Here is a 23,624-nt window from a genome sequence, read left to right as displayed (position 1 = left end):
AAATATTAAATAAAGTAAGTACATTTATAAAGAAAAAAGAAAAATATGACTATTAAAAAGACTTGGATTTATACCATACTATTATTAGCATGCTTTAGTATCACGGCTTGTTTTGAGGATCAAGATGATAACTTAATTCCTGATAATGATATAAAAGATTTTGTTTGGAAAGGTTTAAATCTTTGGTATCTATGGCAAAATGAAGTCCCTGACTTAGCGGACAACAGATTTTCTAATACTGACGATTACACGTCTTATTTGGATGGTTACAGTTCGCCAAATGCTCTTTTTGACGATTTACAACATAGTGATGACCGCTTTAGTTGGATTGTTGACGACTATTTTACTTTAAACAATGCTCTTAATGGGATATCTAAAAGTAACGGAATGGAATTTGGATTAGGTTTAATAGACGGGGGACCACAAGTTTTTGGAGCTATACAATACATACTACCAAACACGGACGCATCGGCATCAGACTTACAACGTGGTGATCTATTTTTAACTGTTGATGGTACGACACTAACGCAAACCAACTACACTAACTTGTTATTTTCTAGTAATGATACTTATACTATCGGTCTAGCCGAAATAGATAGTAGTGATAATTTAGTATTAACTGGCGAAACAGTAACATTAACAAAACAAGTGTACGAAGAAAACCCAATATTTATAACCAATACGTTTACCGTAGACGGTATAAAAGTGGGGTATTTAATGTATAATCGTTTTACAAGTAATTTTGACCAGCAGCTTAATGATGCTTTTGGACAATTTTTAGCGGAAGGCGTACAAGAGTTAGTTTTAGATTTACGCTATAACCCAGGAGGAAGCGTAGGCTCTGCAATTAATTTATCCAGTATGATTGCCGGCAAACCTACCTCTGATTTATTTTTAAAACAACAGTGGAATAACAAAATACAGGCGGCATTAACGGATGAAGAGGTGTCAAGAAATTTTGTAGATAAATTAACCGACGGAACAGCAATTAACACACTTAACCTTAATAAAGTATATATATTGGCACAATATAGTTCTGCTTCTGCAAGCGAGTTAGTTATTAATGGCCTAAACCCTCATATTGAAGTTGTCCATATTGGAAGTGCTACTAGAGGAAAAAACGAATTTTCTATAACCCTTTATGATAGTCCAGATTGCGCATACTCATGTACAACAGGTATCAATCCAAATCATATCTGGGCGATGCAACCTTTAGTTGGTCGCAATGAAAATGCGGCTGGTTTTTATCAATTTGAAGCTGGGTTAATTCCAACTATTGAATTAGGAGAAACGGTTTCTAATTATGGCGTTTTAGGACAACAAGACGAGCCTCTTTTAGCAAGAGCGATACAACACTTAACTGGTAATGGACGATTTGGTACGACTGAAACTAATAGTCAATTTACTATCTTTGAAAACTCTAATACACAAACGCTAACTAGAGATAATATGTATCTCAATGATAAGGACCTCCCTAATATCTTTAAATAACAACAAAAAAGCCTCTAAATAACTTTAGAGGCTTTTTAAGTTTAGACATGAAATTAAAACCTATACCTATTGCGTCATAAAACATACTTTAATTGGAGCTCTGGCAAAGATTCGGCTTTAGCCCTTTACCACTTATTACAAGACGATTCTTATGCTGTTGAACAACTAATTACAACCGTCAACACCCATTATAACCGTGTCACAATGCATGGTTTAAGACAAGAACTATTAACAGCACAAACTAATGCTTTAAATATAAAAGCAATCCTTATAGAACTTCCAGAAATGCCTAGTATGGAAACCTATGAAGACATTATGTTACAAACAATAACGGCATTAAAAGAAGAGCAATTTACCCATAGTGCCTTTGGTGATATTTATTTAGAGGATTTAAAAATCTACAGAGAAACACAATTAGCCACACAAAATATAAAAACGGTCTTTCCGTTATGGAAACGGGACACAAAACAACTTATTACAGAGTTTTTGGAGCTGGGCTTTAAAACAATAGTCGTTTGTGCCAATTCTAAATACTTTGACCAAAATTTTGTAGGAACGATTATAGACGAGCATTTTGTAGATAATTTACCTGAAGGTGTTGATCCATGTGGAGAAAATGGCGAGTTCCATACCTTTTGTTTTGATGGTCCAATCTTTAAAAATCCGATCCCGTTTACCATCGGAGAAAAAGTTTATCGTGAGTATAATGCGCCTAAAACCGCTGGTAATTCTGTTTGTAAAAGTGATGCCGAAACCTATGGTGTTTGGTATTGTGACTTAATTCCGTAACCATTAACTATGGTCTAAAACACAAAAAAGCCTCTAAATTATTTTAGAGGCTTTTTATTTGTTTTTAATCTGACTTACTTTTTAACAACTTTAAGCGTAGCACTTCCTTTGTCAGAAGTAATATTTACGATATAAATTCCTGAAGTTAAATTTTCGATATTTACCGGAACATTAGTAGACTCCACATTTTTCTTTAAAACCAAACGTCCTTCAGAAGAATAAACAGATACTAAACCTGTCTCTGAAACATAAAATTGAGACGTTGTCGGGTTAGGATATAGTGTTATTTTTATTTCTTTTGAAAAAGAATTCACACCCAATGTATTCTTGTTTATAACACCAATAGCATTTAAATCAAACCCGCTAGAAGTATAAGGTGTAGAAAAAAGTTCGTTAACTATATTCCCATAAGAATCATAAGTCGCATATGCAGGATCTATAGATCCAACAGCATCTATAACTCTAATATGTGTAATATTATTTTTATCCAATAAGGCTGAATCATCGATATCACTAATATCAAAAGGAGTACCAAATCCAGAACGGTATTTTCCAGCCAAATTATTAACATATCTCGCATCAACACTTCCAAAACCACCTACTTGTGTGTCTGTTTGTGTTTGGCTATGAGATGGGAATCTAAAATAATTAACCCCGTCTGAACTTACCTCAACAAAAGCTAATTCTAAAAAAGTATCACTAAAACTATTCTCAAAAACAGCAAAATCAAAACCTGTACCATCTATAATTGGCGTATCAAATGTTAAAATTGCTTGACCTCCATCTCCTAGACTTACTACAGCTCCATCTGCCATACCTAAAGCAGAATCTGATGTCCCGAAGGTAGCATAATTGCTACCACCATCCGTTGCAGAAGGATTAGAAATATTAATTAATCCTCTTGTTATAGTCGCTCCAGTTGCCCATTCTAAAAATAATGGACTATCCTGTGCAATCGCAGTCGATCCAGTCTGATCTGCAGGTGGCGCATATATACCTAGTGCCATTTCATTTTTATAAACGCCGTTTGGAATAAGACCTACTATATACTCGTTTTGGTAAACCCCCAATGTAGTATAGGTTCTTATTTTACCATTACTTACATAATCCTCAGCATCCGCTAAATATAATGTCTCATCAATTAAAGACAAACCATAAGCTAAAGTTACGTTTTGAGCAGATGTATCAATAAAAGCAGTCGTTGGTAAACTTCCTGTAAAATCGAAATTATAAATATTATTATTTAAGACATAAAAAGCTTCTCCATTATCAACTTGCAAATAATTTGGGCGCTCAGTTGCAGCAAAATCTGAAATAGTCATTACAGAGTAATCTGTTAAGTCGATTCTATATAATTGCCCTAAAGTCTCATCTCCAGACCAAGCAGGTTTCCCGCCACAAAGCACATACACGTAATCGTCGTCTACTGAAATAGAATTAGGAATATCCCCAACTGTTATTTGAGATACACTATTATCTGTTAAATCTATTATAGACACTGCAGTACCAAAACCATACCCCCCTTGATGTGCTATAAATAATTGATTATTCTTTTTTACAATTCTTTCTGGTCCTTCTACTACCGCTATTGTGCTTACCACTGTATTTGTTGACAAATCCATTACTGCAACATAATCGTCTGTGGTAACTCCTGGATCACCCCAATCAGTTATGTAGCCAAACCCATTATCAAACGCAATATATCTTGGATTATTAAAACCTGTTGTTACCGTTGCAATGTGTGCGAATGTTTCACTATTTACAACATTAACCTCACTACTTCCACTTCCAATGATGTACGCATTATCGCCATCAAATCCCATACCTTGCCCTAATTGTCCAATATCTTGTCCCGGATTTCCTGTTGTAAAAACATCGTTATCTAGTGTTCCAGAATCATTTAAAAATGAAACTGAAGCTGTATTAGTACCAAACATACCTTCATTTAATATAAAAACACCATTATCATAATTCTGAGCATAGCCAGAAAAGCCTAATACGCTAATGATAAATGTTAATACGAATAGATATTTTTTTTTCATGTATTTAAAATTTTAGTTTGTTTATTTTTATTTTCCCATTCAATAATTTTAATGCGAGATAGTAATCGAATTATACATTTTGTTTCACTCCACAAGTAAAAATGAAGATTTCAGCACTTAATTTTGTTATTTAGACTCGAAAAATTATTTAATGCATATAAAAAAGCCCCTAAATAACTTAGAGGCATTTTTTGTGGTTGATTGGTGGTTTGTTATTGATTAATTATTAGTTGAAGTAAATTTTAGAAGCTCCTAATCCAACATCAAAACTATTTGTTTCTGTTCCTGCAGGGATATCATATACTTTTAAAGTACTATTCTCTGTAAAACTAGCATCTGTTACATATAAAAGGTTGTTTTTAACAGACAAACCATAAGCATAACCAGCAGTAATATTAAACAATGAAGCAGCTGGTAAACTAGTATCGCTATCAGATAAACTATATACTCCATTATTTAAGACATAATAAGCATTACCGTCACTATAAGTCATTAAACCAGGATGTTGTCCTTCAGAAAACTCCATATTAGAAATTATAGAATTATCATTTAAATCAATTCTTGTAATTGATGCTACTGTTTCAACTGGAGGTGTTAACCAAGATTGATTTGCTCCAGAACTCAACACTATTAAATGTCCCTGATTATCAATAAACATTTCATCAGGCACATCGTTAACTGTTATAGTTTCTAGAGAGCTATCTATTGTATTGATTACGGATACAACATTATTAACATTATAACCTCCTTTATGAGATACATATAATTTGTTTGCATTTACTAAAACTTGTTCTGGCCCTTCTGATACAGCTATAGTAGAAGTTACTGTGTTTGAGTTTAAATCGACAACAGCTACGTAATCATCTGTTGCATTATTTGGATCAGCCCAATCAGACACGTAAGCAGTTGTTCCATCAAAAGCAATATATCTTGGTAAAGTTAATCCTGTATCTATCGTTCCTAATTTTTCAAATGTATAACGATTAATAATAGTAATTGTTCCTGCATCAACCACTACATATGCCTTATCATCATTAAATCCAACAGATTGCAAATACACCCCTAAGTTTTCATCGTTGACATTAAAATACACTTGATTTTCTGTTACAGAAAAATCATTTGATATATAAGAAATTGAAGATGGTCCGCCTTCTCCACTAACTAAAATTCCGTTTTCATAAGCTCCTAAAGGTTCTGATGGCATAAATGCATCATCATCATTAGAACAAGAAAAGACTAATAATGACAAGGTTACAATTGAGTAAATGACTTTTTTCATAATTTGTTTTAAAATTTATAGTGTAATTGAATATTAAAATTTCGATTTGGCATTGGTCTAAATGCCACATTTTGATATAGTTTATTAAATACGTTATTCACTTTTAATCCTAAATCAATTTGATGATCAGAATGTTGCAATACTTTATAATTGACGCCAAAATTGGATACATTAAAAGACTCTAAACTATAAAAAGGACCTTCTAAATTGTCTGATGTTGTAAAAACTGATCCATTAAAAAGGTGTTGATAATACGTACTCAACCTTTTAAAACAATAAGCAATTGTTGCATTGGCTTTATGGAATGGCACATAAATTAATTGTTTTTTTGTCTCTAAGTTTTCTGATACTGTATAAGAATAATTAGAACTAAGTTTTAATTGATGATTATTAATTTTCTTGGTAACACCTATACCTAACTCTAACCCATAACTATGAGCTTCAGCAATATTTTGTGGTGACCAAAAACCAGAATTAGATGGTTTCCATTGTATCAAATTTTTTGATTTTATGTAATATGTATTTAATTGTAAATGCAACCAATCAAAATCTAAAACATGTCCTAAATCTATTTGATAGGACGATTCTGGTACCAAATCTAAATTTCCACCTGGCTGCCAAAACAAATCATTGAATGTTGGGATTCTATAGTTTTTAGATCCGTTAATTTTAATTTTGTAATACTCTGTAACACCAATTAATGCATCCACTGAAAACAATAATGGACTTTTAAAATCCGAATTTACATCCTGTCTTACATTAAAGCCTATGTTTAAATTAGAGTTAAGATTATATTGTAGCAATCCTGTTGCAGAAAATATAGACCTATCAGGGTTACCAAAACTACTTCCTTCACCTTTAAAGGTGTTATAATCTAAAATACTAGTAACACTTAACCGCTTAGATATTTTATAATTAAAATTATGCTTAACTAAAAAAGTATTTACCTGTCCGAATGTAAAAAAGTCAGAATCTTGATTTTGGTAATATTCAAAATACTCCTTTAAATATGCTACTTTAAAATTAGATTTATAGTAATGGTCCGTTCTAACCCATTCTAACATAGACCTAGAATTTATATCTTCAAATTTACTTTTAGATGGTGTTGTAGTTGTTCCAGAAAAATCACGGTCACCAATAAAAGACTGATGATATAATTTAATTACATCTTTTTCAGAAATAAAATAACCCAAATTAACATTAAGACTTAAATTATTAAACGCCCCATTTTCATTCACTTGATCTGAGTTTAAATATTTATAGTCATTCTCAGAATCGATATAATTCAATCCTAAATTAAAAGCAAATTTATCTTGTCCATAATCTGTAACAAGACTGATATTCTTAGTTTCAAAACTACCATAGTTTATTTTTACATCATTTTTTAAATGTTTACTGAAATTTAAATTGTTATTCAAATGCACACTTCCACCAATTGCACCGCTTCCATATTGCACACTACCGCCTCCATTTCTAATAACAACTTGATTAATGTTATTAGTATTTATAGTGCTAAAATCTGTCTGACCATTTAATTGCGAATTAATATTTATACCATTCCAAATTACAGCAGTCTGCGAGGCATTTGTCCCTCTAAACGAAGGGGACGACACCATCCCATAACCGTTTTCTTTAAAGTAGAGGTTAGAATTAAAGCGCAATAAATCAGTAAAGCTTGATTGATTCTTACTTAAAACAGAATCATTTAAAACAGTAACTTTAAATCCAGCAGCATTATGTTTCAGCTTAATATCACTCAATTCAATTTCGTCTAAATATTGGATAGAGTCTATTTGTGTTTGTGCAAAAGACACAACACTATAACATATCGAAAGTAATAATACAATTGTTTTTTTCATAAATCTTAAAGACCCTTCTCCCGAAAGTCTAATTAGATGATGAATTTGGCAGGTCTCCTGACTTGCGTCTTGTTATTGGTCTTCCCATCTAAAAACAGACAGTGACATGAAGTATAATAACAAGCGTTGTAGCTTACAGTTGCGGGAACAGTTCTGGAGTTAAACCAGATTCCCTTTTAATTCATTCAAAAAAAAATAAATGAAACCAAAATTCGACGCAAAAGTACTATTTAAAATGATGTTTTTCCTATTTTTTCTTGTTCATTTTATAAATCAAATAAACAAAGCCCACTAAAAAATGTAATAATATAATTCCTCCTACTATATATATTGTTAAATTTGAACCGTCCCTCATAACTAGAATTTTATATAAATCTAAAGGAATTTATTCCGATAACGTGTTACCAATGTTACAAAACAAAACTTTTTTACTACTTCTATTCTCGGCTTTATTCTTTCTAAATTGTAAAGAAGACAAAGGTATTCCTGTTAAACTCCCACCGACACAAAATCCAACAACTCAAAAAGTAAGTAATACTATTGCTTACGCGGAAGGATTTAGCATTTCCACTGTAAGTGATTTTAAGGTTTTAAAAATTAATAATCCTTGGCCTAATGCTGAAAAAACATACCGTTATGTTTTAATTTCTAAAGAAGAAGCGGCCAAAAGATCTTTTATGAAAGGCGAATATGATGGTATTATCATAACGCCGGTTAAACGTATTGTTGTGACCTCGACCACTCATATTCCTGCTTTAGAATTATTAAATGAAGAAGAAACCTTAATCGGATTTCCTGGAACAGATTATGTCTCCTCAGAAAAGACAAGACAACGTATAGATAATGGAAGCGTTAGAGAATTAGGTAAAAACGAAGGCCTAAACACAGAAGTGTTACTTAGTCTAAATCCTGATGTTGTCATTGGTTTTGGTGTTGATGGTACCAGTAAATCATTAAATACAATCAATAAAGCAAGAATCCCAGTAATTTATAATGGCGATTGGGTTGAAAAATCACCACTAGCTAAAGCCGAATGGATTAAGTTTTTTGGTGCATTATATAATAAAACAACACAAGCCGATTCTATATTTAAAACTATCGAAACAGATTATAAAGCAGCGCAAAAACTAGCACAAACCGTTAGTAAACGACCAACCGTAATTAGTGGTGCTATGCATAAAGACGTCTGGTACTTACCCAATGGAACAAGTACAGAAGCTCAGTTTTTAAAAGACGCTAATGTGGACTATTTATATGCAGATACTGAAGGCACAGGAAGTTTAGCCTTAAGTTTTGAAACTGTTTTTGAAAAAGCTAAAAGCGCAGACCTTTGGTTAAGCCCATCGTATTACCCAACAATGGACGCTTTAAAACAAGCTAACACCCATTACACACAATTTGATGCGTTTAAAAACAACGCCATTTACACGTTTTCTAACACGACAGGAAAAACAGGTGGTGTATTATATTATGAGATCGGTTTAGCTAGACCAGACTTAGTCTTAAAAGATATTATTAAAATTTGCCATCCAGAACTATTACCAGAATATACACCTTACTTTTTTAAACCATTAAAGTAATAACACGGACCATTTAAAGTACAGCCAATTTAAATCTTAGCTTATATTTGGATGTGATTCCGAAGTTAACGGAATGAAAAACGATCTAATTGAAAAACAAATATTCATATAGCTTCTTAATACTAACAATTATACTGTTGGTACTGTTCTGCGTTAATATTAGTTTAGGGTCTATTTCTATACCTTTAAAAACTATAGTCAGTAGTTTTTTTACAGCAACAGATAGCCTGTCTAATCAAGAATATATTATACAAAATTATCGTTTACCCAAAGCTATAACCGCTGTTTTGGTCGGTTCTGGTTTAGGGATTTCGGGATTATTAATGCAAACCTTATTCAGAAATCCATTAGCAGGCCCTTTTGTATTAGGGATTACGTCTGGCGCCAGTTTGGGTGTAGCTTTAGTTATTTTGGGAAGTAGTATTTTTGGTGGATTTTTAGCCACTTTCCTACTTACAAAATGGAGCTTAGTCATTGCTGCCAGCCTAGGTAGTTTTTTAGTCTTGTTACTAGTACTTATTGTCTCTTCTAAAGTTAGAGATACCATGGCTATTTTAATTATAGGTTTAATGTTTGGAAGTATCACATCAGCAATTGTTAGTGTCCTCTCCTACTTTAGTTCTGCCGAGCAATTACAACAATACATTTTTTGGGGCTTTGGTAGTTTAGGGGATTTAGATTGGAGCGAACTTCAGATTTTTGCATTACTATATAGTTTAGGTATCGGTTTCAGCATCTTATCCATTAAAGGATTAAACACCTTATTACTAGGTGAAAATTATGCCAAAAGTTTAGGTTTAAACATTAAACAAAGTCGTTTATTAATTATAATCGCCACGAGTTTGTTAGCCGGTACAATTACAGCATTTGCCGGACCAATAGCTTTTATAGGTTTAGCAATACCACATGTTACACGACAAGTATTTAATACTTCAAACCATAAAACACTATTACCAGCAGTCTTTTTATTTGGTGCTATTATTATGCTAATTTGCGACAGTATAGCACAATTACCAAATAGCGATTATTTATTACCCATAAATGCTATTACCTCTTTAATTGGTGCGCCTGTTGTCATTTGGTTACTAGTTAGACAGCGTAAAATGGCATTTTAAAACAACTACAAAACAAAGCAAAATTTAAGCAGAAATAAAATAGTGTTAGAAACTAAAAACCAACATACCATCCTTAAAACAGATAACCTAACCATAGGCTATCAGACTAAAAAAACGCAAACTATTATAGCGGCAAACATTACTATTGCTTTAAAAAAAGGAGAATTAATAGGTTTAGTTGGTGGTAACGGTATTGGAAAATCAACATTATTAAAAACGTTAACTAAGGTTCACGAGCCTTTACATGGCGCAATTATAATAAACGAAAAACCATTACAAGACTATTCTAATTTAGAACTAGCAAAAGCCCTAAGTTTGGTCTTAACCGAGCCCATAACTGCTAAAAACCTAACCGTTTTTGAGCTAGTCGCTTTAGGACGTCAACCGTATACTAATTGGGTAGGCACCATTTCTGATGCTGATCAGACTATAATTAGCAACGCTATTATTCAAACTAATATTGAAGAGTTACAACATAAAAAATGTTTTGAACTTAGTGATGGTCAGTTACAAAAAGTGATGATTGCACGTGCGTTAGCGCAAGACACCGACCTGATTATTCTAGACGAACCGACCTCACATCTGGACATGTATCATAAAGTATACATCTTAAAACTACTCCGTAAACTAACCAAAGAAACGGGTAAAACCATTCTATTTTCTTCTCATGAAATAGATTTAGCCATCCAACTCTGTGATAGTATGATTGTCATGTCAAAAGACAATATTATAAGCGACACCCCTTGTAATTTAATCGAAAAAGGAGCCTTTTCTAAGCTATTTCCTGAAGATATGATTGTTTTCGATGAAAAAACAGGTAGTTTTAGGGTGAAAAAGTAATTTTCACGTCTTACTAAACTAGTTTCAGAATCTCATAATAATTCCAGTTTTTGAGTCATATTTAATTTAATTAAAATGAATTAGCAATAACCCACATCATACTGAACTCGTTTCAGTATCTCATATTAATTAAGCTTTTAAAACATCCTCAAGAGAACTAACTTCATCTGCTTTACAATTACAAAGCAATAAACAACGTCATACTGAACTCGTTTCAGTATCTCATAATAATTAAGCTTTTGAAACATCTTCAATGGAACTAACTTCATCTGAATTACGATTTCAAAGCAATAACCTACGTCATACTGAACTCGTTTCAGTATCTCATAATAATTAAAGTTTCGAAAAATCTACCAATCAATTATCTACACCTAAATCAGCATTACAAAGCACTAAACCTACGTCATACTGAACTCGTTTCAGTATCACATACTAATTAAGCTTTTAAAACATCTTAAATAGAACAAACTTCATCTGAATTACGATTTCAAAGCAATAAACAACGTCATACTGAACTCGTTTCAGTATCACATCCTAATTAAGGTTTTAAAACATCTTAAATAGAACAGACTTCATCTGAATTACAATTTTAAAGCAATAAACAACGTCATACTGAACTCGTTTCAGTATCACATCCTAATTAAGGTTTTAAAGAATCTATGATAATACCGTTAATTACTTTCAGTTATAACAAAATCAAGCATTTACTATATAAAATATCTTGACTTCTCACTGAGTCACAAATTAACTATCTTTGACCAAACTACTTTTCCATTAAATGAACGACAACATCATCCTTATTATCGCTATTTTAATCGCTGCCGCTATTGGTGGGTATTTAGGTATGCTATTCACTACACTTAAAAGTAAAAGTGAGAAAAGCACTTTGGAAGAGCGCAATGCTAACTTACAGCAGCAATTGTCTGACTTAAAACAATTTTATTCCGCTGAAAGCGAAAGACAAAACACCACCTTTACTACCCAATTACAAGAGTTGAAACAAACTATTTCTAAAATAGAAATAGAACGTGAAGACATCCGTCGTGAAAAGGATTTTTTAAATGAAGATTTGGCTAGAAAAAACGCCGATTTCGAAAACTTACAGCAACTAAATTTAAAACGTGACGAAGAAGTCGAATTGCGTCAAGAACAATTACGTAAGGATTTTGAGCTATTAGCCACTAAAATTTTAGATGAAAAGAGCGAGAAATTCACCCTTCAGAATAAAGAAAATATTAAAAACATTTTAAGTCCACTTCAAGAAAAGATTCAAACATTCGAGAAAAAAGTAGACGATACACAAAAGGAAAGTATTAGCATGCATTCTGCTTTAAAAGAGCAATTACTTGGTTTAAAAGACTTAAATCAACAAATGACAAAAGAAGCCACTAATTTAACTAAAGCCTTAAAAGGAGATAGTAAAATGCAAGGAAATTGGGGCGAATTGGTCTTGGAACGTGTTCTTGAAAAATCTGGCTTAGAAAAAGACAGAGAATATTTTGTACAACAAAATTTTACCAGAGCGGATGGCTCTAGAGTACTACCGGATATTGTACTACACTTACCTGACAATAAAAAAATGATTATTGATAGTAAGGTGTCTTTAACCGATTACGAACGTTATGTTAATGCTGAAGAGGACGAACGCGCGTTATTTTTAAAAGCACATATCAATTCTATTAAAAGGCACGTCGACCAATTATCTGAGAAAAAATACGAGGATTTATATGACATCGAAAGTCCTGACTTTGTCCTACTATTTATTCCAATCGAACCTGCGTTTGCAGTCGCTATAAATGCAGACAACTCGATATACAATAAAGCATTCGAGAAAAATATAGTTATTGTAACCCCTTCTACCCTATTAGCGACTTTGAGAACGGTGGATAGCATGTGGAACAATGAAAAGCAACAACAAAATGCTATTGAAATTGCACGTCAAGCAGGCGCGCTCTACGATAAATTTCATGGTTTAGTAGTCGATTTAACAGGGGTTGGAAAAAAGATTGACGATGCCAAAAAAGATTATTCTTCTGCGATGAATAAGTTAGTAGAAGGTAAAGGAAACTTGGTTACCAGTGTTGAAAAAATAAAAAAATTAGGTGCAAAAGCTAAAAAAGCATTGCCTGAAGCCATCATAAAACGAGCAAAATCTGACGATTAATACATAGATATCATGATAAAATTTTTAGTAAAAACATTAATTATTGTAGTCCTTATTATAGCCGGCTATTTTTGCTTTATCTATTTTGCGACTTACAGCGAAGGCGTGAGAGCTGGAGAGCTAGTCAAGTTTACTAACAAAGGGGTTATATTTAAAACATGGGAAGGCGAAATTAGTCAAGGGGTATCCGAAGCGCAACGTTTTGAATTCTCTGTTGAAGACAAAGAGAAACAAGTTATCAAAGACTTAAACCGTTTGCAAGGTAAGTTTGTAAAATTGACGTATTTTGAACGTTACAAAACCTTCTTTTGGTTAGGTGACACCAAGTATTTTATTACTAAAGTAGAAGAAGATAAAGAACGCCGATCTAATTACTAATTATGAAAGATTATAAAACAGCAGATGCCTCGCGCATCAGTATATCCGAGTTAATGCTACCTTCTCATTCCAATTTTAGTGGAAAAATACATGGAGGTTACATCTTAAATTTAATGGATCAAATCGCATTTGCTTGTGCTTCAAAACACTCAAAAAGCTACTGCGTTACCGCAAGTGTCGATACAGTCGACTTTTTAAACCCCATTGAAGTTGGCGAATTAGTAACTATGAAAGCCTCTGTAAATTTTGTAGGTAATACCTCAATGGTTGTTGGTATTAGAGTGATTGCAGAAAATATTCAAACGGGAATTATAAAGCACTGTAACTCGTCTTACTTTACCATGGTTTCTAAAGATGAACATGGTAAATCTAAAGCCGTTCCTGGACTTATTTTAAATGATAAAGTCGAAGTCAAACGCTTTTTAAAAGCACTGAAGCGTATGGAAACTAAAAAACAACGTCAGTATGAGTTTGATCACCAAGATTTCTCTCACGTAGACTATCTACCTATTTTACAAGACCATAAAGTTAGGATTGATTTGCCTGAGAATTTTTAACCATCGCTTTATAAAAACAACACTATTATATACAAAAAAAGCCTTCATTTTCATGAAGGCTTTTTTTTAGTTATAAAATATTATATTATATTTTCACAAGACGTTTGGTTACGGATTTACCGCCATTAACAGGTGACATTTTTAATAAATAAACACCGTCATTCCATTCTGCAATAGACAAACGCGTTCTTAATTGAGTCATTGTTTTTAACAACACTCTTTTTCCTAGCACATTATAAACTTCTAAAATTACTCCGCCTTTTACAGCAGCAGAGAACTCTATGTTTAACGTCGTAGATGCCGGGTTAGGATACACCTTCATTGCTGTTAATTCGTCTTCAATTGTCGTTCCATTTAAATTATTTGCAACAGATTGACTCTGCACAGACATGCTTAATGTAACCAATAATAGTAAAGTAAAAAGTAGTTTTTTCATCATATATTAAACCTTAATAGTAACAAATTTAATAAAAGGAATCCAAAAACACTGTTAAAATACTGTGAATTAGAAAATTACTTACTTAAATACATTTTACGTCTAGCATATAAATCATAAAACTGATCGTCTTTAAGACTGTCTATAAACAAGATACTCTCTCCTGTACTCTTCATTTCTGGTCCTAATTTTTTATTAACATTATGGAATTTATCAAAAGAAAACACCGGTTGTTTAATAGCATACCCTTCTAATTTAGGTTTAAAATCAAAATCAGTGACTTTTTTCTCTCCTAACATGACTTTAGTTGCATAATTCACATAAGGTTCTCCATAAGCTTTAGCTATAAACGGAACCGTTCTAGAGGCTCTAGGATTAGCTTCAATAATATAAACCATATCATCTTTTATAGCAAACTGTATGTTTATTAGACCAACAGTATTAAGTGCTAATGCAATCTTATTAGTATGATCAATAATTTGTTGCATTACTAGAGGTCCCAAATTAAAAGGTGGTAATAACGAGTTACTATCTCCAGAGTGGATTCCACAAGGTTCAATATGTTCCATTATACCAATAATGTACACATTTTCTCCATCACAAATAGCATCAGCTTCCGCTTCTATCGCACCATCTAAATAATGATCTAATAGTAATTGATTGCCTGGCATACGTCTTAATAAATCAACAACATGCTCTTCTAGTTCTTGTTTATTAATTACAATTTTCATCCCTTGCCCTCCAAGGACGTAAGATGGTCTTACTAAAATTGGAAAGTCTAAAACATCTGCAATGGCAGCTGCTTCATCTGCTGTAGTAGCAATATCAAATTCAGGATAAGGAATATTATTTTCTTTCAACATATTAGAAAACAATCCTCTGTCTTCCGCTAAATCTAAAGCTTCAAAACTTGTTCCTAAAATTTTAATACCATACTTAGATAGTTTTTCTGCTAATTTTAAAGCCGTTTGCCCACCTAATTGTACGATAACACCTTCTGGTTTTTCATGTCTAATAATATCGTAGATATGTTCCCAGAATACAGGCTCGAAATATAATTTATCCGCCGTATCAAAATCTGTAGATACCGTTTCTGGATTACAGTTAATCATGATGGTTTCATAACCACATTCAGCAGCAGCTAAAACCCCATGTACACAACAATAATCAAACTCGATACCTTGACCAATTCTGTTTGGACCTGAACCTAAAACAATAACTTTTTTCTTATCAGAAACAATACTTTCATTATGCGTATAACGCGTACCATCTGCAGTTTCTACTTCATTTTCAAATGTAGAGTAATAGTATGGTGTTTTTGCTTCAAATTCTGCAGCACACGTATCAACCAACTTAAACACACGATTGATGTTTAGTTCGTCACGTTTATTATACACTTGACTTTCTAAACAACCTAACATGTGTGCTATTTGACGGTCACCATAGCCTTTTTGTTTTGCTTCAAGTAGTAAATCTCTTTCAATAGTATCAATATTAAATGTAGAAATTTCAATCTGCAATTGATGTAATTCTTCATATTGACGTAAAAACCACATATCAATTTTTGTGATTTCATGAATACGACTTAATGGTATTCCCATTTGAATGGCATCATAAATTACAAATACACGATCCCAACTGGCATGTGTTAATTTATCAATAATTTGTTCGTAATTTTTATACCCTTTTCCATCAGCGCCCAATCCATTACGCTTAATCTCTAAAGATTGTGTTGCTTTATGCAATGCTTCTTGAAACGAGCGTCCAATCCCCATAACTTCACCAACTGATTTCATTTGAAGTCCTAAAGTACGATCACTTCCTTCAAATTTATCAAAATTCCAACGTGGTATTTTTACGATAACGTAATCTAAAGTCGGCTCGAATAAGGCAGACGTCGATTTTGTTATTTGGTTTTCTAGTTCGTCTAAGTAATAGCCTAACGCTAATTTAGCTGCTATTTTTGCAATAGGATACCCTGTTGCTTTACTTGCTAATGCAGAAGATCTTGATACACGTGGATTAATCTCGATAGCAATAATATCTTCATTTTCATCCGGACTTACAGCAAATTGCACGTTACATCCACCTGCAAAATCACCAATATTACGCATCATATGGATTGCCATATCACGCATTTTTTGGTAAGTTTTGTCACTTAAAGTCATTGCTGGAGCCACTGTAATAGAATCTCCTGTATGGATACCAATAGGATCCATGTTTTCTATTGCACAAATAATAACAACATTATCATTTGAATCACGCAACAACTCTAATTCATATTCCTTCCAGCCTATTAAAGCCTTATCGATCATGACTTCGTGTATTGGAGAGATTTCCAGTCCACGTGTTAATAACTCGTCAAAATCTTCTTCTTTATGTACAAAAGAAGCACCTGCTCCTCCTAGTGTAAAAGAAGCTCTGATAATTAATGGAAAACCAAATTCTTGAGCAATTTCTTTTCCTTTTAAATAAGATGTTGCTGTGGCTTGAGGCGCCATAGGAATATCTATATCAAGCATTAGCTCTCTAAATTTTTCTCTATCCTCAGTAATATTAATGGCATCAATATTTACACCAATAATTTCTACCTCAAAATCTTTCCAAATCCCTTTTTCGTCTGCTTCAATACATAAATTTAATGCGGTCTGCCCACCCATTGTAGGTAACACGGCATCAATTTGAGGGTGTTCTTTTAATATTTGTAAAATAGACTTAGTTGTAAGAGGTAACAAGTATACATGATCAGCCATACTTGGGTCTGTCATGATAGTTGCTGGGTTAGAATTGATTAAAACCGTTTCAATTCCGTCTTCTCTTAAAGATCTTAAAGCTTGTGTACCGGAGTAATCAAACTCACAAGCTTGTCCAATAACGATAGGACCTGAACCTATAATTAATATAGATTTTAAATTAGGATTTTTTGGCATTTTAAGTTGTTTTATTTCAGTTAACAAAAATAGTAATTCTAGGACACAAAAAAAGGCGTTACACCTAAGTAACGCCTTAATAATATTAACAATTGTTAATCATTATCTTTTATGTCTAGTTTCTGTAGAAACAGATATTTTCTTTCTTCCTTTTGCACGACGACGAGCTAATACCTTTCTACCATTAGCAGAAGCCATTCTCTCTCTAAAACCATGTTTATTTCTTCTTTTTCTCTTTGATGGTTGAAACGTTCTTTTTGGCATTGTCTTATTTTTTTAAATCTGAATAGTAAATGTTTTATTTGGCATTAGGCTTCACCTAAAACTGAGCGCAAATATACAACGAGTTTTTTATTTCACAAACCTAATTTAAAAAATATTTTTAAAGATTTTTTTAGTTTCTTTGTACTCCATTAAAAAAAGCGCCTAAAAACGTTATAAATCTAGTAATTCAAGACTTTTAAACTTATAAATAATGTACAATAAAGTAATAAAATTAATATTAGCAATCGGAATTTTTGGTTTTGCAATCTATCAATTTGTCGAAGGTAACATAGGTAACGGTATAATGTACATCCTTTTATCGCTAATATTTGTGTTTTTCTATTTTAAAAATGAATTTATTTTACTTGCCTTTTTAAAACTAAGAAAACAAGATTTTCCTGGAGCAAAAAGCTGGTTAGATAAAATTAAAAATCCTGACACTGCTTTAGTAAGAAAGCAACAAGGGTATTACAACTTCTTAAACGGAATTATGGTTTCTAAAGATAATATGACTGAAGCGGAACGTTATTTTAAGAAAGCAGAACAATTAGGTTTATCTATGGATCACGATATGGCTATGGTTAAATTAAACTTGGCTGGTGTTGCTTTATCTAAAAGAAGAAAGCAAGAAGCAACAACACTATTAGCAGAAGCACAAAAACTAGATAAGCAAGGGATGTTGACTGATCAGATTAAAATTATGAAAGAAAACATGAAACGCGCACAAGCACCCAAACAGCATTATGGTCAAGGTGGTTCTGCACGTGCACAGAAAAGACGTAGTAGATAATTACAAACTATCCTAACTAAAAATGTCCAACACTCTTAAAAAAGTGTTGGACATTTTTCTTTTACATACTTTTAAAGTATTGTAAATCTTATAGCAATGGTGCCCAAAGTCTGCAATAGGCTTCTTGGATCCGATTAAAATTAGATCTTTCCTCCCACGCTTTAAAATTAACTTCAATAGCATCGTCTAAATCTTTAATAAAAATAGCTTTCGCTTCCTTTGCTTTATCTCTACTATATATTAAAGCATTGATTTCAAAATTAATATTAAAACTTCTGTAATCCATATTACAAGTCCCTATCGTTGTAAAGACATCATCCACGACCATGGTTTTAGCATGTATAAAACCTTTCTCATATCTGTAAATTTTAATATCAGCCTTAAATAATTGTTCTAAATAGGAGTTTGTAGCATGCTTAGCGGTCCAAGAATCTGATTTATCTGGTATTAACAAACGGACATCTACGCCACTTTTTGAAGCTACTTGCATAGCCGTTATGATTTGCTCATTAGGTATAAAATAAGGTGTTGTGATATACACATATTTTTCTGCGGTAACAATTGCAAAAAAGATAGCCTCCATAATATTAGCCCAATCGGTATCAGGACCACTTGCTGCAATCTGAACAGGCTGTACGTCTTTTACTTTATTTTGAGGAAAAAAAGAACGGTTTATCTCTAAGGTTGTGTCTGCTACAAAATTCCAATTCGTTAAAAACTGAGTTTGTAACGTAAATACCGATTCGCCAATAATCTTTAAATGTGTATCTCTCCAATACGTTTTACTTTCAGGATAATTAACGTACGTATCAGAAACATTAACACCACCAACGTAACCAATTTCGCCATCAATGATTACAATTTTTCTGTGATTTCTGTAATTCATTTTACCAGTAAATCTTGGAAATAACACTGGCATAAACGCATAAAACTCAACTTTGGCTTCGGTTAGCTTTTGTTTCATTTTAGAAGAAATTTTACTTCCTACATCATCAAAACTGAGTCTAACTTTAACACCTTCTTTAGATTTTTTACATAAAAGATCTAAAAATTGAGTCCCAATCCTATCATCTTTTAGGATATAATATTCAATATGAATATGGTGTTCTGCCTTCTCAATATCTTTAAAAAGTTTCTCGAATTTATTTTCACCATTAATAATAATCTCAATATTATTATACTTTGTTAGTGGTGATTTGTCATTTTTTTGAAGCAAGTGTATTAACCTAATTTGGTCTTCTTCAATATTAGCTTCGTAATTAGATAGCGTTTCTGGATCTATCTTCAGCTCTTTATTAATAGATTGTATCAGTTTATTATTGACAACATCTTTTCGATTAAAAATTTTATTTTTTCGATACTCCTGACCGAAAAAATAATAAACTATTAGTCCAAAAAAAGGAAACACTAACATGACAATAATGTATGTTAGTGTTTTTGTTGGATTAATAGATTTAAATAATATAGTCGTCACTGCTATAATAACTAAAATATAGTTAATTACAATTGCAGCAGACCACCAATATTCGCTAAAGAAATCTAGCATTTACGGGTTGGTTTGATAATACCCCTCTCTAGGAATATCTATTAAATATTGTTTTCTAGAGCTATTATTTAAATGCGGCTCTCTTAACCAAGGGTTATGTAATTTTAATATTTTATAATTGATACCAAATTGCTTAGCAAAGCCAGCAAAATCGGTTACAGCAGTATCTACAGCGACTTGATAAGTTGGCACTGTGGTATATAAATCTTTATCTCTAAAGTTAAAACCATACTTGTCCGGATTAGACAAGATCTCTTTTAAAGCAATAATACGGAACACGTAACGCCCTGTTTCTTCACCTAATAATAAATCGTAATAACTAGTGACATCTTGCGCTTTTAAACGTTTAGATATCCCGTAATTACCCGCATTATAAGCTGCAGCTGCAGATGTCCAAGATCCTAAGCTTCTTTTGGCTCTAATTAAATAATCACAGGCGACTTCTGTTGCTTTTACAAGATTGTAACGCTCGTCAACATTATCATTAACTTCCAATCCATGCTCACGTCCCGTTGCTTTCATAATTTGCCAAAACCCACTTGCTCCTGCTGGAGAACGTGCATCTGTCAAACCACTTTCTATTACTGCTAAGTATTTAAAGTCGTCTGGAATACCATGCTTAGCCAAAATAGGTTCTATTATTGGAAAATATTTTTTAGCGCGTTTAAACATCAATAACCCATTAGATTGCCAATAGGTATTAACCAAAAGCTCTTTATCCATACGTTCGTAAATATCCGGATTTGATAACGGAACAACTTCACCTGCAAAGTCTAAAGAACTCGGCATTTGTATGGCATATACATTATAATCGTTTATAATTTTCTTTTCAAAATTCTCATCAGTTGGTGCGTCTTGGTAGGCATTAATAAATAACACCCCTAAGGCTGCTATACCAACAATAGCTAAACTTTTTTGTACTATCTTCATCGTCTTGTCTTTTTCTTTAAATTTAAAAATTTTTATTCAAATCGCTTACTTTTTAAGCGATTAGTTTTGGCAGATTTTCATTAAACCATTTAAACTTATTAATGATCATGATATGCGTTCCGCCTTTGACACTAATACAATCTCCCAGATTTGAAAACGGAAAGACCATATCATTATCACCATGAATGTGTATTATATCTTGCAAAGGTAAGTCTTGATCCCAACATACCACTTGTTCTATCGCCCAATCTAAATAGTTTTTATCACTAACGGATAAATATTTTTTATATAACTCGATACGCTTGGTTATAGTATTACCAAAGGCATATTTAGCTAATAAATCGATATTACTTAACAATTGGGTTGGTAATATTTTATACGCTTTAGTTGTTCTTAATAGCTTCATTCGTTTTGGCAACTCATGTTTTGTTTTTACACTAGATACTATTATGACCTTTCTGACCGCTATAATCTTACTCATTTCCTGAACCAAAATCCCTCCAAAAGAAACCCCAATTAAAACAGGATTATCGTGTTTTATATCTTCACACATGCGTTTTGCATAGTCAGAAATGGTTTCCTTTTTTTTTGGCAACTTCCATTCTAACCAAAAAATTTGGTATAGCTCTTCTGGTAATTTTATGTGCTCAAAAATTATTGGATTGGCTGCCATTCCTGGCATTAGATAGATTGGTATTACTTGCTGACTCATAAGGTTTTAACACTACGCAAGGCTATTGCTATTAGATAATTTCGTATATTTGTAGCGTAAAGCTATAAAATAGTTTGATACTATTTTTGAAACTCTCCTAATAATTAATAAAACTTTATAGATATGATTGATGCAGCTGAGTTAGTTGACAATGATTTTTTACGTCAATTTGAACTTAAAATTGATGATCATTTTGCCAAAATCGAATACTCTTTACAAGAACGAAAGATTTTTTTAACAAAACTAATACTTCCAGAAGAACTTAGTAGTGAGGAATTTATAGCAGAATTTTTAACTGTTGTTTTTGATAACATTGAAGAACGCAACCTAAGTGTTGTACCGACAAGTCCAGAAATCGCAAAGTTTATAAGACGTAATAGACGTTATAAAAAACTATTGCCTGTAGGTTTAAGGATCTGATCCTCTTAAAAAAATCAATAAAAAAAACCGAAGCTATAAACTTCGGTTTTTTTTTATGCTGAATATTCTTTTACAAAATCAAATCTAACTAAACCATCATCGTCAATTTTGGTAAGCGCTACATCATGCAACGTATTTACCAACTCTGGATTCCAAGGTGACTTAACCTTGACATAGTTTTCTGTAAAACCATGAATATAACCTTCTTTATTTTCGGATTCAAATAATACTGTTCTATTTGTACCTATTTGACCTTCATAAAAAGCACGACGTTTTTTGGCACTTAAACCGCGTAACATTTTACTACGTTTTGTTCTTATATTTTTTGGCACTACATTTTCCAATGATGCAGCGACGGTATTTGCTCTTTCAGAATATGTAAAAACATGCAGGTAAGAGATATCTAATTCATTTAAAAAATTATAAGTCTCTAAAAATTGCGCCTCTGTTTCTCCTGGAAAACCAACAATAACATCCACACCAATACAGGCATGAGGCATGACCTCTTTTATTTTAATAACACGATCAACATATAACTCACGCATATAACGACGACGCATTGCTTTTAAAACAGCGTTACTCCCACTTTGTAATGGAATATGAAAATGAGGTACAAATGCTCTAGATTTACTAACCACATCTATCGTTTCATTTTTAAGCAAATTAGGCTCGATAGAAGAAATACGAAGACGCTCAATACCTTCCACTTTATCTAGCGCTTCAACCAGCTCTAAAAAAGTATGTTCGTGTTTTTTATTACCAAACTCACCTTTACCGTAATCCCCGATATTAACTCCAGTTAAAACAATCTCTTTGATCCCTTTTGAAGAAATTTCTTTAGCGTTATGAAGCACATTTTGCAACTCATCACTTCGCGAAATCCCTCTCGCTAAAGGAATAGTACAATAGGTACATTTATAATCGCAACCATCTTGCACTTTTAAAAAGGCTCTTGTACGATCGCCAATAGAATAACTTCCGACGTAAAAATCGGCGTCTTCAATTTCGCAAGAATGAATCTCTCCTAAATCATTTTTAGACAAATCATTTAGGTAGTCGGTGATCTTAAATTTTTCGGTAGCACCTAAAACTAAATCCACGCCATTAACATCCGCTAATTCTTGAGGTTTTAATTGTGCGTAACAACCAACTGCTACAACAAAAGCTTCTGCATTAGATTTTTGCGCTTGTTTAACTACTGTTTTAAAACGCTTATCAGCATTTTCTGTAACAGAACAAGTGTTTATAACATAAATATCCGCCGCATCGTTAAAATCCACACGATCAAAACCTTCGTCTTTAAACGATCGTGCAATTGTAGATGTTTCAGAAAAATTAAGTTTACAACCTAAAGTATAAAAGCCAACTTTCTTTTTAGTATTCAATTTAAAATAGTCTTTAATGCTAAGTTAGAATGTTTATATTTACCTAGTGTAATTACAAATTCGTGATTGCAAAATTACGTATTTTTTTTAAGCCCTAAAAGGTGTTTTAAAGCTTAA

At 32.6% G+C, this 23,624-nt stretch carries 20 protein-coding genes and 1 riboswitch; of the genes, 10 read left to right on the top strand and 10 right to left on the bottom strand.

Going from position 1 to position 23,624, the window contains the following annotated elements; all coding sequences use genetic code 11:
- Window positions 1-45: 45 nt before the first annotated feature.
- Both E9099_RS12760 and E9099_RS12755 read left to right on the top strand, forming a co-directional pair.
- Window positions 46-1,491, top strand: a complete 1,446-nt coding sequence (locus E9099_RS12760; RefSeq protein ID WP_136583944.1) for a S41 family peptidase — start codon at window positions 46-48, stop codon at window positions 1,489-1,491.
- 69 nt (window positions 1,492-1,560) lie between these two features.
- Window positions 1,561-2,280 (top strand): adenine nucleotide alpha hydrolase, encoded by a 720-nt coding sequence (locus E9099_RS12755; protein WP_136583943.1) that lies wholly within the window; start codon window positions 1,561-1,563, stop codon window positions 2,278-2,280.
- A 74-nt stretch (window positions 2,281-2,354) separates the two neighbouring features.
- On the opposite strand, the gene E9099_RS19535 is transcribed toward E9099_RS12755, so the two are convergent.
- The 3 genes from E9099_RS19535 to E9099_RS12740 all read right to left on the bottom strand — a co-directional run bounded on the left by E9099_RS19535 (window position 2,355) and on the right by E9099_RS12740 (window position 7,460).
- Window positions 2,355-4,322 (bottom strand): DUF5074 domain-containing protein, encoded by a 1,968-nt coding sequence (locus E9099_RS19535; RefSeq protein ID WP_240788897.1) that lies wholly within the window; start codon window positions 4,320-4,322, stop codon window positions 2,355-2,357.
- A 226-nt stretch (window positions 4,323-4,548) separates the two neighbouring features.
- Complete coding sequence (locus E9099_RS12745; RefSeq protein WP_136583942.1) at window positions 4,549-5,601, bottom strand: YncE family protein; 1,053 nt, start codon at window positions 5,599-5,601, stop codon at window positions 4,549-4,551.
- An 8-nt stretch (window positions 5,602-5,609) separates the two neighbouring features.
- Window positions 5,610-7,460 (bottom strand): TonB-dependent receptor plug domain-containing protein, encoded by a 1,851-nt coding sequence (locus E9099_RS12740; RefSeq protein WP_136583941.1) that lies wholly within the window; start codon window positions 7,458-7,460, stop codon window positions 5,610-5,612.
- Between the two features lie 29 nt (window positions 7,461-7,489).
- Window positions 7,490-7,685, bottom strand: a riboswitch (cobalamin riboswitch).
- A gap of 182 nt (window positions 7,686-7,867) precedes the next feature.
- Between E9099_RS12740 and E9099_RS12735 the strand changes: the two genes are divergently transcribed.
- The 6 genes from E9099_RS12735 (at window position 7,868) to E9099_RS12710 (ending at window position 14,094) form a co-directional block, all read left to right on the top strand.
- Window positions 7,868-9,040 carry an ABC transporter substrate-binding protein gene (locus E9099_RS12735; protein ID WP_136583940.1) on the top strand — a complete coding sequence of 391 codons (1,173 nt, stop codon included), beginning with the start codon at window positions 7,868-7,870 and terminating at the stop codon, window positions 9,038-9,040.
- A gap of 89 nt (window positions 9,041-9,129) precedes the next feature.
- Entirely contained in the window at window positions 9,130-10,155 is a 1,026-nt protein-coding gene (locus E9099_RS12730; protein WP_136583939.1) for a FecCD family ABC transporter permease, read from the top strand.
- Window positions 10,156-10,194: 39 nt separating this feature from the next.
- The gene (locus E9099_RS12725) at window positions 10,195-10,995 is read left to right on the top strand and encodes an ABC transporter ATP-binding protein (RefSeq protein ID WP_240788995.1); all 801 of its coding nucleotides are present in this window, start codon (window positions 10,195-10,197) and stop codon (window positions 10,993-10,995) included.
- A gap of 778 nt (window positions 10,996-11,773) precedes the next feature.
- Window positions 11,774-13,159 carry a DNA recombination protein RmuC gene (gene rmuC / locus E9099_RS12720; RefSeq protein WP_136583938.1) on the top strand — a complete coding sequence of 462 codons (1,386 nt, stop codon included), beginning with the start codon at window positions 11,774-11,776 and terminating at the stop codon, window positions 13,157-13,159.
- A gap of 12 nt (window positions 13,160-13,171) precedes the next feature.
- Window positions 13,172-13,537 (top strand): 6-phosphogluconate dehydrogenase, encoded by a 366-nt coding sequence (locus E9099_RS12715; RefSeq protein WP_136583937.1) that lies wholly within the window; start codon window positions 13,172-13,174, stop codon window positions 13,535-13,537.
- Window positions 13,538-13,539: 2 nt separating this feature from the next.
- Window positions 13,540-14,094: an acyl-CoA thioesterase gene (locus tag E9099_RS12710; RefSeq protein ID WP_101019541.1), complete on the top strand. Its 555-nt coding sequence runs from the start codon at window positions 13,540-13,542 to the stop codon at window positions 14,092-14,094.
- A gap of 85 nt (window positions 14,095-14,179) precedes the next feature.
- Here E9099_RS12710 and E9099_RS12705 read toward each other — a convergent pair whose 3' ends face one another.
- The 3 genes from E9099_RS12705 to rpmH form a co-directional block, all read right to left on the bottom strand.
- Window positions 14,180-14,533 (bottom strand): T9SS type A sorting domain-containing protein, encoded by a 354-nt coding sequence (locus tag E9099_RS12705; RefSeq protein ID WP_136583936.1) that lies wholly within the window; start codon window positions 14,531-14,533, stop codon window positions 14,180-14,182.
- Between the two features lie 74 nt (window positions 14,534-14,607).
- The gene (gene carB / locus E9099_RS12700) at window positions 14,608-17,460 is read right to left on the bottom strand and encodes a carbamoyl-phosphate synthase large subunit (protein ID WP_136583935.1); all 2,853 of its coding nucleotides are present in this window, start codon (window positions 17,458-17,460) and stop codon (window positions 14,608-14,610) included.
- Between the two features lie 102 nt (window positions 17,461-17,562).
- Window positions 17,563-17,724: a 50S ribosomal protein L34 gene (gene rpmH / locus E9099_RS12695; protein ID WP_028291243.1), complete on the bottom strand. Its 162-nt coding sequence runs from the start codon at window positions 17,722-17,724 to the stop codon at window positions 17,563-17,565.
- A 211-nt stretch (window positions 17,725-17,935) separates the two neighbouring features.
- Here rpmH and E9099_RS12690 point away from each other — a divergent pair, with 211 nt between their 5' ends.
- Window positions 17,936-18,514 carry a DUF2892 domain-containing protein gene (locus E9099_RS12690; protein ID WP_136583934.1) on the top strand — a complete coding sequence of 193 codons (579 nt, stop codon included), beginning with the start codon at window positions 17,936-17,938 and terminating at the stop codon, window positions 18,512-18,514.
- Window positions 18,515-18,602: 88 nt separating this feature from the next.
- On the opposite strand, the gene cls is transcribed toward E9099_RS12690, so the two are convergent.
- The 3 genes from cls to E9099_RS12675 are packed head-to-tail and all read right to left on the bottom strand — an operon-like array spanning window position 18,603 to window position 21,702.
- Window positions 18,603-20,060, bottom strand: a complete 1,458-nt coding sequence (gene cls / locus E9099_RS12685; protein WP_136583933.1) for a cardiolipin synthase — start codon at window positions 20,058-20,060, stop codon at window positions 18,603-18,605.
- Window positions 20,061-20,990, bottom strand: a complete 930-nt coding sequence (locus E9099_RS12680; RefSeq protein ID WP_136583932.1) for a lytic transglycosylase domain-containing protein — start codon at window positions 20,988-20,990, stop codon at window positions 20,061-20,063.
- A 52-nt stretch (window positions 20,991-21,042) separates the two neighbouring features.
- Entirely contained in the window at window positions 21,043-21,702 is a 660-nt protein-coding gene (locus E9099_RS12675; RefSeq protein WP_136583931.1) for an alpha/beta hydrolase, read from the bottom strand.
- A 123-nt stretch (window positions 21,703-21,825) separates the two neighbouring features.
- Here E9099_RS12675 and E9099_RS12670 point away from each other — a divergent pair, with 123 nt between their 5' ends.
- Window positions 21,826-22,122, top strand: coding sequence for an N-acetyltransferase (locus tag E9099_RS12670; protein ID WP_205961000.1), 297 nt, complete (start codon window positions 21,826-21,828; stop codon window positions 22,120-22,122).
- A 53-nt stretch (window positions 22,123-22,175) separates the two neighbouring features.
- Here E9099_RS12670 and mtaB read toward each other — a convergent pair whose 3' ends face one another.
- Window positions 22,176-23,507 (bottom strand): tRNA (N(6)-L-threonylcarbamoyladenosine(37)-C(2))-methylthiotransferase MtaB, encoded by a 1,332-nt coding sequence (mtaB, locus tag E9099_RS12665; protein WP_136583930.1) that lies wholly within the window; start codon window positions 23,505-23,507, stop codon window positions 22,176-22,178.
- Window positions 23,508-23,624: the final 117 nt, after the last annotated feature.

The organism is Psychroserpens sp. NJDZ02, assembly GCF_004843725.1.
GTDB lineage: Bacteria > Bacteroidota > Bacteroidia > Flavobacteriales > Flavobacteriaceae > Olleya.
Note: the sequence above shows the minus strand (reverse complement) of the source record. Positions and strands in the feature narration are given on the sequence as shown.